The 16,178-nt window shown below is 30.3% G+C and carries 20 protein-coding genes; 12 read left to right on the forward strand and 8 right to left on the reverse strand.

Annotated features, from left to right (window positions below; genetic code table 11):
- The first annotated feature begins 47 nt into the window (after positions 1 to 47).
- A complete protein-coding gene (locus AC28QF_RS03860) occupies positions 48 to 512 on the forward strand; it encodes a regulatory protein RecX (protein WP_488200684.1) in 465 nt (154 codons plus the stop codon).
- Here AC28QF_RS03860 and AC28QF_RS03865 read toward each other — a convergent pair.
- Entirely contained in the window at positions 505 to 1,029 is a 525-nt protein-coding gene (locus tag AC28QF_RS03865; protein WP_488200683.1) for a hypothetical protein, read from the reverse strand. The two genes, AC28QF_RS03860 and AC28QF_RS03865, sit on opposite strands and share 8 nt — an antisense overlap.
- A gap of 180 nt (positions 1,030 to 1,209) precedes the next feature.
- Between AC28QF_RS03865 and AC28QF_RS03870 the strand changes: the two genes are divergently transcribed.
- The 3 genes from AC28QF_RS03870 to AC28QF_RS03880 all read left to right on the forward strand — a co-directional run bounded on the left by AC28QF_RS03870 (position 1,210) and on the right by AC28QF_RS03880 (position 3,455).
- On the forward strand, positions 1,210 to 2,178 hold the full coding sequence (locus AC28QF_RS03870; protein WP_488200682.1) for an NAD-dependent epimerase/dehydratase family protein: 969 nt from the start codon (positions 1,210 to 1,212) through the stop codon (positions 2,176 to 2,178).
- 101 nt (positions 2,179 to 2,279) lie between these two features.
- A complete protein-coding gene (locus AC28QF_RS03875; protein WP_488200681.1) occupies positions 2,280 to 2,870 on the forward strand; it encodes a thioredoxin family protein in 591 nt (196 codons plus the stop codon).
- A gap of 90 nt (positions 2,871 to 2,960) precedes the next feature.
- Positions 2,961 to 3,455 carry an ABC transporter ATPase gene (locus AC28QF_RS03880; protein ID WP_488200680.1) on the forward strand — a complete coding sequence of 165 codons (495 nt, stop codon included), beginning with the start codon at positions 2,961 to 2,963 and terminating at the stop codon, positions 3,453 to 3,455.
- Positions 3,456 to 3,557: 102 nt separating this feature from the next.
- Here AC28QF_RS03880 and truB read toward each other — a convergent pair whose 3' ends face one another.
- From truB to mce, 5 genes are all read right to left on the reverse strand, one after another.
- Entirely contained in the window at positions 3,558 to 4,253 is a 696-nt protein-coding gene (truB, locus tag AC28QF_RS03885) for a tRNA pseudouridine(55) synthase TruB (RefSeq protein WP_488200679.1), read from the reverse strand.
- 1 nt (position 4,254) lies between these two features.
- Positions 4,255 to 5,049, reverse strand: coding sequence for an undecaprenyl-diphosphate phosphatase (locus AC28QF_RS03890; RefSeq protein WP_488200678.1), 795 nt, complete (start codon positions 5,047 to 5,049; stop codon positions 4,255 to 4,257).
- Positions 5,050 to 5,051: 2 nt separating this feature from the next.
- Positions 5,052 to 5,294, reverse strand: a complete 243-nt coding sequence (locus AC28QF_RS03895) for a DUF3098 domain-containing protein (protein WP_488200677.1) — start codon at positions 5,292 to 5,294, stop codon at positions 5,052 to 5,054.
- A 6-nt stretch (positions 5,295 to 5,300) separates the two neighbouring features.
- Positions 5,301 to 6,179: a cell division protein FtsX gene (locus AC28QF_RS03900; RefSeq protein WP_488200676.1), complete on the reverse strand. Its 879-nt coding sequence runs from the start codon at positions 6,177 to 6,179 to the stop codon at positions 5,301 to 5,303.
- A 62-nt stretch (positions 6,180 to 6,241) separates the two neighbouring features.
- Positions 6,242 to 6,643, reverse strand: coding sequence for a methylmalonyl-CoA epimerase (mce, locus tag AC28QF_RS03905; RefSeq protein ID WP_488200675.1), 402 nt, complete (start codon positions 6,641 to 6,643; stop codon positions 6,242 to 6,244).
- Between the two features lie 237 nt (positions 6,644 to 6,880).
- Between mce and AC28QF_RS03910 the strand changes: the two genes are divergently transcribed.
- The 6 genes from AC28QF_RS03910 to AC28QF_RS03935 are packed head-to-tail and all read left to right on the forward strand — an operon-like array spanning position 6,881 to position 11,265.
- Entirely contained in the window at positions 6,881 to 7,564 is a 684-nt protein-coding gene (locus AC28QF_RS03910; protein ID WP_488200674.1) for a hypothetical protein, read from the forward strand.
- A gap of 6 nt (positions 7,565 to 7,570) precedes the next feature.
- A complete protein-coding gene (locus tag AC28QF_RS03915) occupies positions 7,571 to 8,185 on the forward strand; it encodes a hypothetical protein (protein ID WP_488200673.1) in 615 nt (204 codons plus the stop codon).
- Entirely contained in the window at positions 8,158 to 8,907 is a 750-nt protein-coding gene (locus AC28QF_RS03920; RefSeq protein ID WP_488200672.1) for a sensor histidine kinase, read from the forward strand. Before AC28QF_RS03915 ends, AC28QF_RS03920 begins: the two co-directional genes overlap by 28 nt.
- A gap of 53 nt (positions 8,908 to 8,960) precedes the next feature.
- Positions 8,961 to 9,605 (forward strand): response regulator transcription factor, encoded by a 645-nt coding sequence (locus AC28QF_RS03925; protein ID WP_488200671.1) that lies wholly within the window; start codon positions 8,961 to 8,963, stop codon positions 9,603 to 9,605.
- A 21-nt stretch (positions 9,606 to 9,626) separates the two neighbouring features.
- On the forward strand, positions 9,627 to 10,022 hold the full coding sequence (rbfA, locus tag AC28QF_RS03930; protein WP_488200670.1) for a 30S ribosome-binding factor RbfA: 396 nt from the start codon (positions 9,627 to 9,629) through the stop codon (positions 10,020 to 10,022).
- A 40-nt stretch (positions 10,023 to 10,062) separates the two neighbouring features.
- On the forward strand, positions 10,063 to 11,265 hold the full coding sequence (locus tag AC28QF_RS03935) for an ABC transporter permease (protein ID WP_488200669.1): 1,203 nt from the start codon (positions 10,063 to 10,065) through the stop codon (positions 11,263 to 11,265).
- Between the two features lie 2 nt (positions 11,266 to 11,267).
- Here the strand turns inward: AC28QF_RS03935 and dusB are convergent, their stop codons facing one another.
- Entirely contained in the window at positions 11,268 to 12,269 is a 1,002-nt protein-coding gene (gene dusB, locus AC28QF_RS03940) for a tRNA dihydrouridine synthase DusB (protein WP_488200668.1), read from the reverse strand.
- 102 nt (positions 12,270 to 12,371) lie between these two features.
- Here dusB and lepA point away from each other — a divergent pair, with 102 nt between their 5' ends.
- Entirely contained in the window at positions 12,372 to 14,168 is a 1,797-nt protein-coding gene (lepA, locus tag AC28QF_RS03945; protein WP_488200667.1) for a translation elongation factor 4, read from the forward strand.
- A gap of 94 nt (positions 14,169 to 14,262) precedes the next feature.
- Here lepA and AC28QF_RS03950 read toward each other — a convergent pair whose 3' ends face one another.
- Positions 14,263 to 14,961, reverse strand: a complete 699-nt coding sequence (locus AC28QF_RS03950; protein WP_488200666.1) for a zinc metallopeptidase — start codon at positions 14,959 to 14,961, stop codon at positions 14,263 to 14,265.
- A 96-nt stretch (positions 14,962 to 15,057) separates the two neighbouring features.
- Between AC28QF_RS03950 and AC28QF_RS03955 the strand changes: the two genes are divergently transcribed.
- Positions 15,058 to 16,089 (forward strand): asparaginase, encoded by a 1,032-nt coding sequence (locus AC28QF_RS03955; RefSeq protein WP_488200665.1) that lies wholly within the window; start codon positions 15,058 to 15,060, stop codon positions 16,087 to 16,089.
- The last annotated feature ends 89 nt before the right edge of the window (positions 16,090 to 16,178 follow it).

A 16,178-nucleotide genomic window follows, 5' to 3' on the forward strand; every position in this document is an offset into this window, starting at 1 on the left:
AGAGTTGAAAGTATTTGTACTTTCAACTCTTTTTTTATTTTTGAACTATGGATAAAAAAGTTTTTACTGTTGATGAGGTTAAACGAAAAATGGAAGATTATTGTGCCTATCAAGATCGCTGTCATAAAGAAGTAGAAAATAAATTAAGAGAGTACAGTATAATTCCTCAAGCTATAGAGATGATTCTTTTAAGTTTGTTAAAAGATGATTTTTTAAATGAAGAACGCTTTTCTAAAAGCTATGCAAGAGGAAAATTCAGAATTAAAAAATGGGGAAAACAACGAATTGTTAGAGAGTTAAAATTCAGAAATATATCAGCATACAATATAAAAACAGCATTAAAAGAAATCAACGAAGAAGACTATATCGCAACTTTATATAGTTTGTTAGATAAAAAGAATGATTTGGTAACCGAATCGAATGTGTTTAAGAGAAAAAAGAAAATAGCAGATTACTTATTGTATAGAGGTTTTGAGAGCAACTTAGTATATGAGGCTTTAAAAACTATTTAAAATTAAATAGGCTATCTAATTTTATAGCTTTATCGAATCTTTGTTTTGCGTAAACAGTATTTATTTTGGTATTCATGCTACCATAAAGCGATAAGATTTTTGCTACTTGTGTATTTATTTCTGTAGCTGTAATCGCCGGAATGTAAGTCATATCAGCCAATCTTAAAACTTCATTCTCAAAAACATTTATACGTGCTTTAAAAGCAGGTGTTTTAAGTATGTTTATATTTAAACTATCCTTTAATTGTTTTGTCAGTTTTTTTAACTCAATAGCATTGTTTAAAGACTCTGTAGGGTTTGTTTTTTCTAGTTTTTGTAAGAAATCAGCAGTTATAAAATATTCTTTCCATAACTTTATTTCTTTCGAAGAAGCATCATCTAAATGTGCGTATTTAGAGTTCTTAATAACAACATCCATTGCTGATTTTTTAACAGGATCATTTTTTTTAACATCTTTTTTTTTGCAAGAAAAAGAGATTAATAAAACAGAAAATAAAATAAATAAAAAGTATCTCATCACTAAAAATTGAAGTGATAAAAGTACATATTTTACTTGGTTTATGAATAAGAACAAAATTATAAGTTTGTAATCAGTAGTTTATGTTGTTATTTTGTTGATAATTAAAAAAGTAGAAATATTTTTTACGAATTATGAAATTTAATAACTTTGCAATCCTATATTTTTGAACTTTTAAGAATGAATGATACTATATTAATTTTAGGTGCTTGCGGGCAAATCGGAACAGAACTAACTCAAAAGCTACGTTCTTTATACGGAAGAGATAATGTAATAGCTTCTGATATTAGAGAAGGAAACCAAGAAATGATGAACTCTGGGCCTTTCGAAATTATTGATGCTACAAGCAAAGAACGAATTTTTGAAGTCGTTGAGAAATATAAAGTAACACAAGTGTATTTAATGGCAGCAATGCTATCTGCAACAGCAGAGAAACATCCTTTAAAAGGATGGGATTTAAATATGACGTCTTTATTAGCTGTTTTAGAGTTGGCAAGAGAGAAACATATTCAAAAAGTATATTGGCCAAGCTCAATGGCTTCATTTGGTCCTACATCACCGAAAATTAATACGCCTCAGCAAACCATAATGGAACCATCAACAGTTTACGGAATAAGTAAAGTAGCTGGTGAACATTGGTGTAATTACTATCATGAAAAATATGGAGTAGATGTTCGTAGTATTCGTTATCCTGGTATTATTAGTTGGAAAACATTACCTGGTGGAGGAACAACAGATTATGCGGTTGATATTTATTTTGACGCTATAAAAAACGGAACTTATGAATGTTTTTTATCAGAAAATACACGTTTGCCAATGATGTATATGGATGATGCGATTAATGCAACAATTCAAATTATGCAAGCTGATCCAGAAAAAATTAAAACAAGAACATCATATAATTTGGCAGCAATTAGTTTTACACCGAATGAAATTGCCGCAGAAATTAAAAAATACATTCCTGAGTTTGAAATTAGTTATAAGCCAGATTTTAGACAGGCAATTGCAGATAGTTGGCCTCAAATTATAGACGATTCTCACGCAAGAAAAGATTGGGGATGGCGTCATGAATTTGATTTAGCTTCTATGACAAATGATATTGTTACCAATTTAAAAGCACTAGAAAAGCAAAAGCTAGAAGAAGTGTAAGTTTTTAAAGTTAAGCACGTCTATACTATCGCTGTTTTAAGTATTTTAACCTAGGTTATAATACTTAAAACAGAAAAAAAAATATTATATAGATAAGTAAGATGAAAGAGATTATAGAAAATAGTTTAAAAAAAGCCATTTCATATTCAGAATATAGAATTTTAGTAAAAAATTTATTAGAGCAAGGTAAATCAACAGGGCCAAACCAGTCTGACGATTTATTAAATTATAGTTTGTTAAACGATAAGCGAATGAAGCGTTTAGATAAAACTATAAAGATTTCAGAAGCTACCACAGCTAAGCTTAAGGAAGTAAAAGAGCCTCAAACTTGGTTGGTTTTAACAGAAGGTTGGTGTGGTGATGCTGCTCAAAACTTACCTGTTATTAATAAAATAGCTGAAGAAAATGCTAACATTCAATTAAAAGTTGTGTTAAGAGATGAGAATCTTGAGCTGATGGATGAGTTTTTAACCAACGGCGGTAGATCGATACCTAAATTAATAGCTTTAAACAAGAATAATGAAGTTATTGATACTTGGGGCCCAAGACCAGTCATTGCCACTAAAATGGTAGCCGATTATAAAGCAGAGCATGGTAGTTTAGATGCTGATTTTAAAAAAGACTTACAGGTTTGGTATAATAAAAATAAGGGTGAAGATGTTCAGGAAAATCTTGTTTCATTTTTAAAATAACAATCGCTTTTTATAAATAATAAATCTCCTTTTTGATTCTCAAGAAGGAGGTTTTGTTTTCTGTATATTTGTGGTTTAGAAAAAATAATTATGTTAGTAGATTTTAGTAGTTTATCAGAAGATGCAAAAGTTTGGATTTATCCTTGTAGTAGAAAATTTTATCCGCAGGAAATAGACGGATTAAATGAGCAGTTAAAAACTTTTACTGAAAACTGGAAATCAGAAGATGAAAATTTTAAAGCTTCATTTGATGTGAAATATAATCGTTTTATTATTTTTTCTGCAGAAGAAGATGTAGACTTGTCTAACACTGATATTGATACGCAAGTTGGTTTTATATTGCAATTGCAACAACAATACGAAGTTGAATTGTTAGATAGAATGAATGTGTGTTTTAAGCAAGGTGAGTATACACAATACAAAGAACTTAAAGACTTTAAAAAGTTGATTAAAAATAAAGCTGTAACAGAAAAAACGATTGTTTTTGATAATTTAATTCAAACAAAACAAGAGTTAGAAAATCATTGGGAAGTACCAATTTTAGAAAGCTGGTATAATCGATTTTTAAAGAAGAAAAAGTCATAATACACTTTTCTCTATCTTAATTAATTGAAAAAAGACTGGAATATTAATTTAATAAATATTGATACTTCAGTCTTTTTTTATGATGTTAATTTGTTATGAACTCTATTCTACTTCTAAAGATTTTATAAAGGCATCTACACTTACTGCATCTTCAACAGGGAAATCACCAATTTTAGTTCTTCTTAATGCCGATAAATGAGCGCCAGAATTTAAAGCAATTCCAAAATCGTATGCTAACGAACGAATGTAAGTTCCTTTGCTACAAACAACTCTAAAATCAAGATTATTGGCATTAATGTTTGTTATTTCAAATACAGGAATCGTAACTTCTCTCGATTTTATTTCGGTAGTTTCACCTTTTCTTGCTAACTCGTATAAACGCTTCCCTTCTTTTTTAATAGCAGAAAAAATAGGCGGTTTTTGTTGAATTACTCCTGTAAACTGTTTGGTTGTTTCATGAATTAATTCTTTTGTGATATGATCAGTAGCAAAAGTTTCATTTATCTCTGTTTCTAAATCATAACTAGGTGTTGTTCCTCCTAAAGTAATAGTACCGGTATATTCTTTTATTTGCCCTTGGTACGTATCGATTATCTTAGTTTTTTTACCGGTGCAAATAATTAGCAAACCAGTTGCTAATGGATCTAAAGTACCTGCGTGCCCAACTTTTATTTTTTTGATGTTAAAACGTTGGCGAATATGCCAGCGTAGTTTATTTACTACCTGAAAAGAAGTCCATTCTAGTGGTTTATCAATCAATAAAACTTGTCCGTTTTTGTAATCTTCTTCCGTTTTCATATTAGTTTAATAAAGAGTATCCGATAGCGATTAATCCTACAATCGCGCAGTAAATAGAAAAATATGATAATTTGCTTTTTTTAACCAGTGCAATCATCCAATTACAAGCAACTAAACCTGCTAAAAAAGCAGCGATAAAACCTGCTGATATTGGAGCGATTTCAGAAGATTGAAAATTAATATCTCCGCTAAGTAAGTCTTTTGCTATTTTACCAAAGATAAGTGGTACTACCATTAAAAATGAAAACCGAGCTGCTTTACTACGATCAATACCAAGTAAAACAGACGTAGAAATAGTTGCTCCTGAACGAGAAATACCAGGCAGCATTGCAATAGCTTGAGAAATACCTATAATTATTGAGCTATTAAAAGATACTTCTTTGTTGGTGTTTTGAGCTTTATCAGCAAATAATAATAACACAGCTGTAACTAATAACATAATACCTACAAATAGTATTTTTCCGCCAAAAAAAGATTCTAATTGTTCTTCAAATAATAACCCGATAATTACTGCTGGAATCATAGAAAGAATAATTTTTAATGAAAATTTCATTTCGCTATTCCATTTAAATTGGAACAATCCTTTAAAAATCTCAGCAACTTCTTTTCTAAAAACAACTAAAGTACTTAAAGCGGTTGCAAAGTGAAGCACAACAGTAAAAGTTAAGCTTTCTTCGGGTACAGATGTATCTCCTAAAATAGCTTTAGCAAGTTCTAAATGCCCACTTGACGAAACGGGTAAAAACTCGGTAAGACCTTGAATAATTCCAAGAATAATAGCTTCTAATAAATCCATACTTATTTTTTAGGGTTGGCAAAAATAGCATAAATTTCGATACCTAAACCAATAAGAACTAAAGTTGGTGCTAAACGAATTCTGCGCCAATTATAAATTTCTTTATTAAATACATTTGGGTCTTCGCTACCGCCACCGGCCATTAAAATAAAACCTAAAGCAATAACAGCTACACCTATTAGCATAATGATGTAATTTCGTTTGCCGAATAAAAATTCTTGTTTCGGGGTGTTTTCTTTTTTCATATAATCTTAGTAATACAAATCGTTCGTTTGTAAATTTAAAAAACGTTGTGTGGCAAAAAAAGTGCTTATCCATGTAATAAAAAAGGCTGTGAATAAAACACCACCAGCTACATAGGCTAAAGAAATATAATCGGTTAATAACTCTAAAGATGGGATGTATTTATTGGTGTAATAAATTACAATTGCCAGGCCAATTAAAGAAATGAAAGCACCCAAAACACCTAATTTAATACTTTGCCAAATAAAAGGTTTACGAATAAAGCTTTTGGTAGCACCAACCATTTGCATGGTTTTGATATTAAATCTTTTTGAGTAAATAGATAATCGAATAGAACTATTGATTAATATTATAGCTACTAAAGCAAAAAAACCGCTTAAAACTAATAACCAAAAGCTGATTTTTTTAATGTTTTTTGTTAGTAATTGAACTAAAGGTTTGTCGTAATTTACTTCTGCAACAAAATTATTTTTATCAAATGATTTTTTAATTTCATCCATTTTTTCAGGAGTAACAAAAGCAGCTTTTAAGTAGATGTCAATTCCGTTTTTAAGAGGATTATCTCCTAAGAACTTTAAAAAATCTTCCCCTAAATCTTTTTTGTAGGTTTTAGCGGCTTCATCTTTAGTTATATAAACTACTTTATTTGTAAAGTTTTCTTTTTTAAGTGTTTCCTTAAATTTAGTTACTTGCTTTTCGGTTACATCATCTTTTAAAAATAAAGTCATTACCACTTTTTCTTTAAAGTGATTCGCTACTTTGGTAGATTTCAGTAAAATTAAGCCTAAAAACCCCATCATAAAAAGTACCAATGCAATACTTACGACTACAGAAACATATGATGATTGTAAACGGCGTTTTTGAAAAGAATCAAAAGAGTTTGTCATTGTTTAATATGCGTTTTAAACTTTGCAAGATACAAATATTTAGGAAGTTTTAAATGAATGAATTACTCGATTTCTTGACATAATTCAATTAAAACTCCATTTGTTGTTTTAGGGTGTAAAAAAGCAACTAATTTATTATCAGCACCTTTTTTTGGAGTTTCGTTTAGTACCGTAAAACCTTCTTTTTGCAAGCGCTTTATTTCGGTCTTAATATCACTAACAGCAAAAGCAATGTGGTGAACACCTTCTCCTTTTTTCTCTATGAATTTAGCAATTGGGCTTTCTGGTTTTGTGGCTTCTAATAGTTCAATTTTATTAGGGCCAGATTTAAAAAAAGAAGTTTTTACGCCTTCACTAGCTACTTCTTCGGTTTTATAATGAGGTTTTCCGAAAAGAGCAGCAAATAATTCATTTGATTTTTCTAAATCTTTAACGGCAATACCAATGTGTTCTATTTTATTCATTTTGTAAAAATAATAAAATCTATTGGTTATAATACTAATGAAAAAACAAGAGTGTATCACATTAAAAGTAAGTAGCATAAACCTTGTCTAGGTAAAGGTGTTTTTCCTATTTTATTTATTAAGTAATTTGGTAAAGTGTTTGTTTTTAGTGGTTTGCTAATTTTTGTTTTTTATCGATAAGAGAATGTTAAAAAATAAGTAGTTATATTTAAAAAGTATTTTATAAATTTTTATTTTATGAAAAAATCTGATTTACTTAAGTTATTCATTACTGCTTACATATTAATTTTTATTGCTTGTATGCTTTCTTGTGAAAGGCATGAATGCAAATGTGAACATGAAGAAGATCAAACACCAGAAGGTGCTTTTTGTTATGCTGATGAAGGAAGAACAAAAGAGATGTTAAATTATACAGAGATTGTGGCAATGTTAAAAAGTTATGATACTACACGTATTGCTCCTTTAGAAAAAGCGCTAGGATATGAAGATTCTCGTATTAATAATTATAATTTTATTCAGTTTAAAAAGTATTTAGGAAGAATTGAAAACTTAAGTAAAAAGGCTAAAATAAATATAACAGGTATTAGTTTTATCGCAGCAGCTAAACCAAACTATAGTAATACGGGTAAAAGTTATCAAGATTTAATTTATATACCTACTACAACTATTAATGGTGAGCAAATAGCTTTTGATCCTGTGCAGTCTGCTAAGCAAGGTAAATTAGTTACATTTAAAGAAATGCTAGCCTTAAATGGTTATAAATGGATTTATAATACAAAAGATAACTTTGAAGCAGGAAAAAGAAAAAATTACGATTATGCTTTAAAAACATTAAATAAAAATAAAGAAAGCACGGTATTAGGAGAAGATGAGTTAAGTGGAGTGGGAAATAAAGGAACCCTAACACCTCCTTTTAATTAAAGAAAAATGGATTTATTAAGTAATTTAAGTTTACTATCCCAATATATAGCTGCCATACTAGGCGCAGTGTTTTTCTTGCAAACAAAAAAAACATTTGCAAAGTGGCTTGCCTTACTTTTAATAATAACTGTTATTGTAGAATCGATAGGTGCTTATTGTATTATTACAGAGAAACCTGTTTTTTTACATCACCAGATATATATATTATTAGAACTTATAATAATTCGTAAAATGTATAATGATTTAATTAAAGATAAAGCATGGTTAAAGCTGTCTAATTTCTTTTTAATAACTTTTTTAGTAGCATGGTTTTTAATACTATATAATAAAAGCTTCTTTTATACCGCTATAATTATAGGAGCAATTAATATAGGTTTGTTAGTATTTCTTTATCTACGAGAGTTGTTGCTCTCTGATGAAATTTTGAATTATAAAAAAATGCTTTCTTTTTGGGTCTCAGTAGGTTTTTTAGTTTTTTATTTACCTTCAATACCTTTTTTTAGCTTAGTTAGTTATATGAAAAGTAGAGATTTATTTCCTGTTTTAAATATTTTGATTATTATCATGAATATTATTATTTCATTTGGTTTAATATGGAGCAAGAAGAAGGAAGAATATTAGTAATTACAACTCTTATTTTAATGGCAATTATAATCTTTGTAATTGTTTTATTTACCGTTTTTCAACGCCGTAAAAACAAATTATTATTAGAAAGAGCAGAAAATAAAAAACGCTATGAAAAAGAAATTACTGAAACTCAAATAGAAATACGAGAAGAAACTTTGCGGAATATTAGCTGGGAATTACATGATAATATCGGACAACTTTTAACTTTAGCAAAAATACAAATGCAGCATGCTTCTCCTGAAAATATAGGTGAAATATCAGATACTATCACAAAAAGTTTAGCAGAAATAAGAGCATTATCTAAGTCAATCAATCCAGGTTTTATCAAAAACATAAAATTAATAGAAGCTTTAAAATTAGAAATAGAACGATTTAATCGATTAAATTATATAGAATCAAGTTTAATGATTACAGGAAAAGAAAGAAGAATAAATCAGAAGCATGAAATTATAATTTTTAGAATGTTACAAGAATTTTTTTCAAATACGATAAAACATTCTAAGGCTTCTAAGCTAGATGTTTCTATATCTTATAGCAAAGATGTTATAAAAATTATTTCTAAAGATAATGGTATTGGTTTTGAGGCGGATAAAAACGTACTTAAAGGTATTGGTTTACAAAATATAAAAGCCAGAGCAAAATTAATAAAAGCAGAAGTTAAAATGGAATCAGAACCTAAAAAAGGAACAAGTTTAATAATAAATTATTATATTTAGAAAACCAAGTGTAATTCCCCCTACAACATAATAGTAACCAAACCTACTTAATTATGAAATACTCAGTTGTAGTTGTAGATGATCATACATTATTGTCGCAAGCTATTGAAGGAATGGTAAATACTTTTGATAAATTTAAAGTATTATACACCTGCAAAAACGGTAAAGAAGTTGCCGATAAATTTTCAGAATCACCCAAAAATATACCTGATATTGTTTTGGTAGATGTAAACATGCCAATAATGAATGGTATTGAAACCACAGAGTGGATTGTTGAACATCACCCAGAAGTGCATATAATGGCATTATCGGTTGAAGATGCTGATAATACGATTTTAAAGATGCTAAAAGCAGGAGCCGTTGGGTATTTGCTTAAAGACACCCAAAAAGGAGTGTTAGAAAAAGCATTGTTAGAAATGATGGATAACGGTTTTTACCACACAAGAAATGTAACGACATTATTATTAGATTCTGTTTCTGGTAAAAACGGAAAAAACAATGTGTGTTTTAAAGATAATGAGATGAAATTCATGAAGTTAGCTTGTTCTGAGTTGACTTATAAAGAGATTGCCGAAAAAATGTTTTTAAGCCCCAAAACTATTGATGGTTATCGCGATAGCCTATTTACAAAACTAAATATTAGAAACCGGGTTGGATTGGTAATATATGCCGTGAAAAATAAAATTTACACTCCGTAATTTTATCCGTAAATTTGCAACATGGAAGAAACTAATAGACAACGAAAAATTGCAGGAGTATTGCAAGAAGATTTGGTAGATGTTTTACAACGTGCTGCGCAAGATGGAATGAAGGGTGTAATAATATCTGTATCTAAAGTTTCGGTTACTGCCGATTTAGGAGTTGCAAAAGTATATTTAAGCGTCTTTCCTTCTGATAAAAGAGACGAAATTGTTGGTGGAGTAAAATCTAATACACCATTAATTCGTCATGAAATGGCGAAAAGAACAAGACATCAATTAAGAAGAATGCCAGAATTATTGTTTTTTGGTGATGATAGTTTAGATTATATCGAAGATATTGATAAGTCTTTAAAAGGTGATGATATAGATCCTATTAAAAATCCAGATGTTTTACCACGTCGTCAAAAGCGTTAATAAATTTTATTTACATTGCTAATTAAGATTTATTAATAATTTGAATTTTTCTCTATACATAGCTAAAAGATACTTGTTTTCTAAAACAAGCACCAATGCCATAAATATAATTACATTTATTGCAGTTTTTGGTGTTGTTGTTGGGGCTTTAGCTTTGTTTGTTATTTTATCGGGGTATTCAGGTTTAAGAACTTTTAGCGATTCTTTGCTTAAAGTATCAGATCCTGATATTAAAATAACAGTTGTAAAAGGAAAGTCTTTTAAGTATTCTGATGAAATTCATCAAGAATTACTTCAGAATACTCAAATAAAAGCAATTTCAAAAACAATTGAGGAACGTGTTTTTTTAAAGTATAAGGATAAAAATCAAGTTGCTTTTATAAAAGGTGTTGATACAAATTATAAGGATATAATTCCTGTAGATACTTTGTTAGCGCTGGGAACTTGGGTAGATCCTGAGTTTAAAAATACGGCTGTTATAGGTTACGGAATTTCATACAAACTCTCACTTAATGTTGCTAATTTTGGTGAACCATTACAAATAATGGTGCCAAAGCCTGGTAAAGGGTTTGTAAATGTTAATAATGCTTTTCATTCAATTTCTACGCAGGTTATTGGTGCTTATTCAGGGTCAGAAGAATTTCAGAATAAATACGTTTTTACTGAGTTGTCTTCTGCACAAGAGCTGTTGAATTATGATGAAAATCAAATTTCAGGAATAGAACTCAAGTTAAAAAAGGATGTTAATTTAGATGATTTTCAAGAAAAATTACAAGATAATTTAGGTGAAGCTTTTAGTGTTAAAACAAGAGCTCAATTAAATGTTTTATACTATAAAGTAATAAATACTGAGCGATTTATTTCGTATTTAATTTTCACTTTAATACTCGCAATAGCTTTATTTAATGTAATCGGGTCAATAATTATGATGATTATTGATAAAAGAAAAAATCTTAAAACATTATTTAATTTAGGAGCAAGTATTGATGCTATAAAAAAAATATTTGTGCTACAAGGGTTCTTATTAACAATAGTTGGTATGATTGTAGGTATTGCTATTGGTATTTTATTAGTGTTAATACAACAACGTTACGAGTTATTTATGATTACTGAAAATTTAGCTTACCCAGTTGAATTTAGGTGGATGAATCTATTAGTTGTAATATTTACAATTTCAATACTGGGTTTTATAGCATCTAAGGTAGCAAGCTCGAGAATTTCTAAAGATTTTATTGAGAAATAAACTTACTTTATCTCCGGAATAATCATATTCCCAAATTTAGCTTCTACTTCATCAAAAGCAGCAAACACATCTTTTGCATCATCCGAAGTTACCATTTTCATACGGTATTCTTTAAAATGCGGAATTCCTTTAAAGTAATTTGTATAGTGTCTTCTTGTTTCAAAAACGCCTAAAACAGGTCCTTTCCAATCAATAGCCATTTGTAAATGTCTACGGGCTGTTTCTACTCGCTGTGCAATTGTTGGTTTAGCTAAGTATTCACCTGTTTTAAAATAATGCTTTACTTCGTTAAAAAACCAAGGATATCCAATAGAAGCTCTACCAATCATACAGCCATCTAAGCCATATTTGTCGCGCATTTCCATTGCTTTTTCTGGCGAAGTAACATCACCATTTCCAAATACAGGAATATGCATTCTCTGATTGTTTTTAACTTGAGCAATTGGTGCCCAATCAGCATCACCTTTATACATTTGCGCACGTGTACGACCGTGAATAGAAATTGCAGCACAGCCAACGTCTTGTAAACGCTCGGCAACTTCTACAATTTTAATAGAATCATGGTCCCAGCCTAAACGTGTTTTTACGGTAACTGGTAAATTGGTGTGTTTTACCATAGCCTCAGTAAGAGACACCATTAAATCAATGTCTTTTAAAATTCCTGCACCAGCACCTTTAGAAACTACTTTTTTAACGGGGCATCCGAAGTTGATATCAATAATATCAGGATTCGATTTTTCTACAATCTCTACCGTTTTTAACATCGATTCTAAGTTTGCACCGAAAATCTGAATTCCAACAGGACGTTCTTTTTCGTAAATATCTAACTTCATTACGCTTTTTGCAGCGTCGCGAATCAGTCCTTCCGAAGAAATAAATTCAGTATAAACAACATCAGCACCGTTCTCTTTACACAATGCTCTAAACGGTGGATCACTCACATCTTCCATCGGCGCTAATAATAGCGGAAAATCCGGAAGTTCTATATTACCAATTTTTACCATGGTGCAAAGTTACTTTTTATTTTTTATTGAATAAATTTTTAATTGTACAACGTTTTTCAATAAAGTATCTTTGTCAGTCATAAGAGGCTAGAAATACGACGCATGAAGAAAATAAGAAATTTTTGCATTATTGCACATATTGATCACGGTAAAAGTACACTTGCCGATAGATTACTAGATTATACAGGAGCGGTAACTGAGAGAGAAAAAAAATCGCAGTTATTAGATAGTATGGATTTAGAGCGTGAACGTGGTATTACCATTAAGTCGCACGCAATTCAAATGGATTATACGTTTGAGGGTGAAGATTATATTTTAAATTTAATTGATACACCTGGGCACGTAGATTTTTCTTACGAAGTATCTCGTTCAATAGCAGCTTGTGAAGGTGCTTTGTTAATTGTTGATGCTGCGCAAAGTATACAGGCGCAAACAATTTCTAATTTATATTTGGCTTTAGATAACGACTTGGAAATTATTCCGGTTTTAAATAAAGTTGATTTACCATCTGCAAATCCAGAAGAGGTTACAGATGATATTGTAGATTTATTAGGTTGTAATCCTGAAGATGTTATCCACGCTAGTGGAAAAACAGGTTTTGGAGTCGAGAACATTTTAGAAGCAATTATTAAAAAAGTTCCGGCACCAACAGGAAATCCTGATGCGCCTTTAAAAGCTTTAATTTTTGATTCTGTTTATAATTCTTATAGAGGAATTGAAACGTATTTTAGAGTAATTGATGGTTCAATTAAAAAGAACCAACGTATTCAATTTATGTCAACAGGTACCGAATATAAAGCAGATGAGGTTGGTACTTTAAAACTAGAACAAGTAGTAAAACAAGAGGTGAAAACCGGTGATGTAGGATATTTAATTACCGGAATTAAAGTTGCAAAAGAAGTAAAAGTAGGTGATACTATTACTGATTTTGAAAATCCGACTGAGAGCCTTATTGATGGATTTGAAGATGTAAAACCAATGGTTTTTGCAGGTATTTATCCTGTAGATACTGAGGATTACGAAGAATTACGTAATTCGATGGAAAAGTTGCAGTTAAATGATGCTTCTTTAGTATTTCAGCCAGAAAGCTCGGCAGCGTTAGGTTTTGGTTTTCGATGTGGATTCTTAGGAATGTTACATATGGAAATTATTCAAGAACGTTTAGAACGTGAATTTAACATGACTGTGATTACTACAGTACCAAACGTTTCTTATCACGCATACACGAAGAAAAATCCTACGGAAATTGTTTTGTTGAATAATCCAACAGATTTACCAGATCCGTCTAGATTAGAAAAAGTAGAAGAGCCTTTTATAAAAGCATCAATCATAACAAAAGCTGATTTTGTCGGACAAGTAATGTCGCTTTGTATTGAAAAAAGAGGAGAAATCGTAAATCAAACCTATTTAACTACAGAAAGAGTTGAATTAACTTTTGATATGCCATTGGCAGAAATTGTTTTTGATTTTTATGATCGATTAAAAACAGTATCAAAAGGATATGCTTCTTTTGATTATTCTCCGATAGGAATGCGAACGTCTAAATTAGTTCGTGTAGATATTTTATTAAACGGTGACCCTGTTGATGCACTTTCAGCATTATTACACGCTGATAATGCGTATACAATTGGAAAGAAAATTGTAGAAAAATTGAAGCAATTAATACCAAGACAACAGTTTGATATTCCTATTCAGGCTGCAATTGGAGCAAAAATTATAGCAAGAGAAACTACCAAAGCTTTACGTAAAGATGTAACAGCAAAATGTTATGGTGGAGATATTTCACGTAAACGTAAGTTATTAGAAAAGCAAAAGAAAGGTAAGAAAAGAATGCGTCAGGTTGGTAATGTAGAAATTCCACAAGAAGCATTTATGGCAGTTTTAAAGTTGAATGATTAAGCTTTAAGGATAAATATATAAGTATAAAAAAATGCTCTCGGTTTTCCGAGAGCATTTTTTTATTTAAAAGTAAATGTAAAAGTATCTAAGATACTTAATCTCTGCTTCCTAAAATACGTAACGCCCAGTACAAAAGCATTGCTAAAGAACCTAGTGCAGCGACTAAGTAAGTTCTTGCAGCCCATTTTAAGGCGTCTTTAGAACCCGCTAATTCTTCACGAGTTACAATGTGCTTGTTTTCTAACCAAGCTAACGCTCTGTTACTTGCGTCATATTCAACAGGTAAGGTAATAAAGCTAAACAACGTACCCATTGCCATAAAAACAAGTCCACCTATAGCAACCATTTGTCCAATTCCTGGCTGACCAGCACCGGCACCTAAAATAATACCTCCAATAATCATCCATTGAGAAAAACGAGAAGAAATACTAACGATAGGTACTAATTTAGATCGCATTGTTAACCATTGATAGGCTTTTGCATGTTGTACGGCATGGCCAACCTCGTGAGCAGCAACTGCAGCAGCCGATGCATTTCTTTGATTGTAAACACCTTCACTTAAATTTACGGTTTTGTTTTGCGGATTGTAATGATCGGTTAACATACCTGGTGTAGAAATAACTTTTACGTCGTTAATACCATGGTCATCTAGCATTTTCTGAGCTATTTCTGCTCCGCTCATTCCATTGCGTAAATGAACTTGCGAATATTTTTTAAACTTTCTTTTAAGTGTATTACTTACTATCCAGCTGAATAAAGAGATAATACCTATTAGAATATAAAATCCTATCATAATTTATTTGGTTTTAAAATTTTGTATCAATTTTGTTTGATAAATTTACAACATAAATTATTCCATTATTAAATTACCTATAATAAAAGTGTCATAATGTCAAATAAGCCAAAAATTTTAATAGTATATACAGGAGGAACCATTGGTATGGTTAAGGATTATAAAACCGGAGCGTTAAAAGCGTTTGATTTTAGTCAGATATCTAGTAAAATTCCAGAATTACAACAATTACATTGTGACATTTCTACTATTTCTTTTGACGAGCCCATTGACTCTTCAAATATGAATGTAAATTATTATATTGATATAGCAGAAATTATTGCTGATAATTATGATAAGTTTGATGGTTTTGTAGTGCTTACAGGTTCAGATACGATGTCGTATACATCATCAGCAATTAGTTTTATGATTGAAAATTTACATAAGCCAGTAATATTTACGGGTTCTCAGTTACCAATTGGAGATTTAAGAACCGACGCAAAAGAAAACTTAATTACTTCGATACAAGTAGCTTCAACGTACGAAAACGGAAAACCAGTAATTCAGGAAGTAGGGTTGTATTTTGAGTATAAATTATACAGAGCAAATAGAACGACAAAAATAAATGCAGAGCAATTTGAAGCTTTTGCATCGATGAATTATCCACCTTTGGCTGAAAGTGGAGTTCATTTAAATTTTAATTACCCTGTATTGTTTCGGTCAATTAAAGAAGAAGAGAAGCTTGTTTTTAGAAAAAATTTAGATAATAATGTTGCTATTTTAAAACTGTTTCCAGGTATAACAGCATCTGTAGTAGAAAGTTTTATGAATATACCGAACTTAAAGGGTGTGATTTTAGAAACATATGGTGCAGGAAACGCTCCAACAGAAAAATGGTTTATCAATTTATTAGAAAAAGCCGTTGCCCAGAACATATATATTGTAAATGTTACTCAATGTGCAGGTGGAAGTGTTATTTTAGGTCATTATGAAACAAGTTCAGACTTAAAACGTATCGGAATTGTAGACGGAAAAGATATAACAACCGAGACAGCAGTAGCAAAAATGATGTATTTATTAGGCGAAAAGCTATCAAAAGAACAATTTAAGCACTATTTTGAAACATCATTAAGAGGAGAAATTAATTAAATTGTGTTTTTTTTACTAGATTTACAATCATAAGTACTTGAAATAGCATTAGAAAGAAGAAAAAGAAGTAAAAACCTTCGTTTTTTTTT

Source organism: Tenacibaculum sp. M1.3A (genome assembly GCF_057732375.1).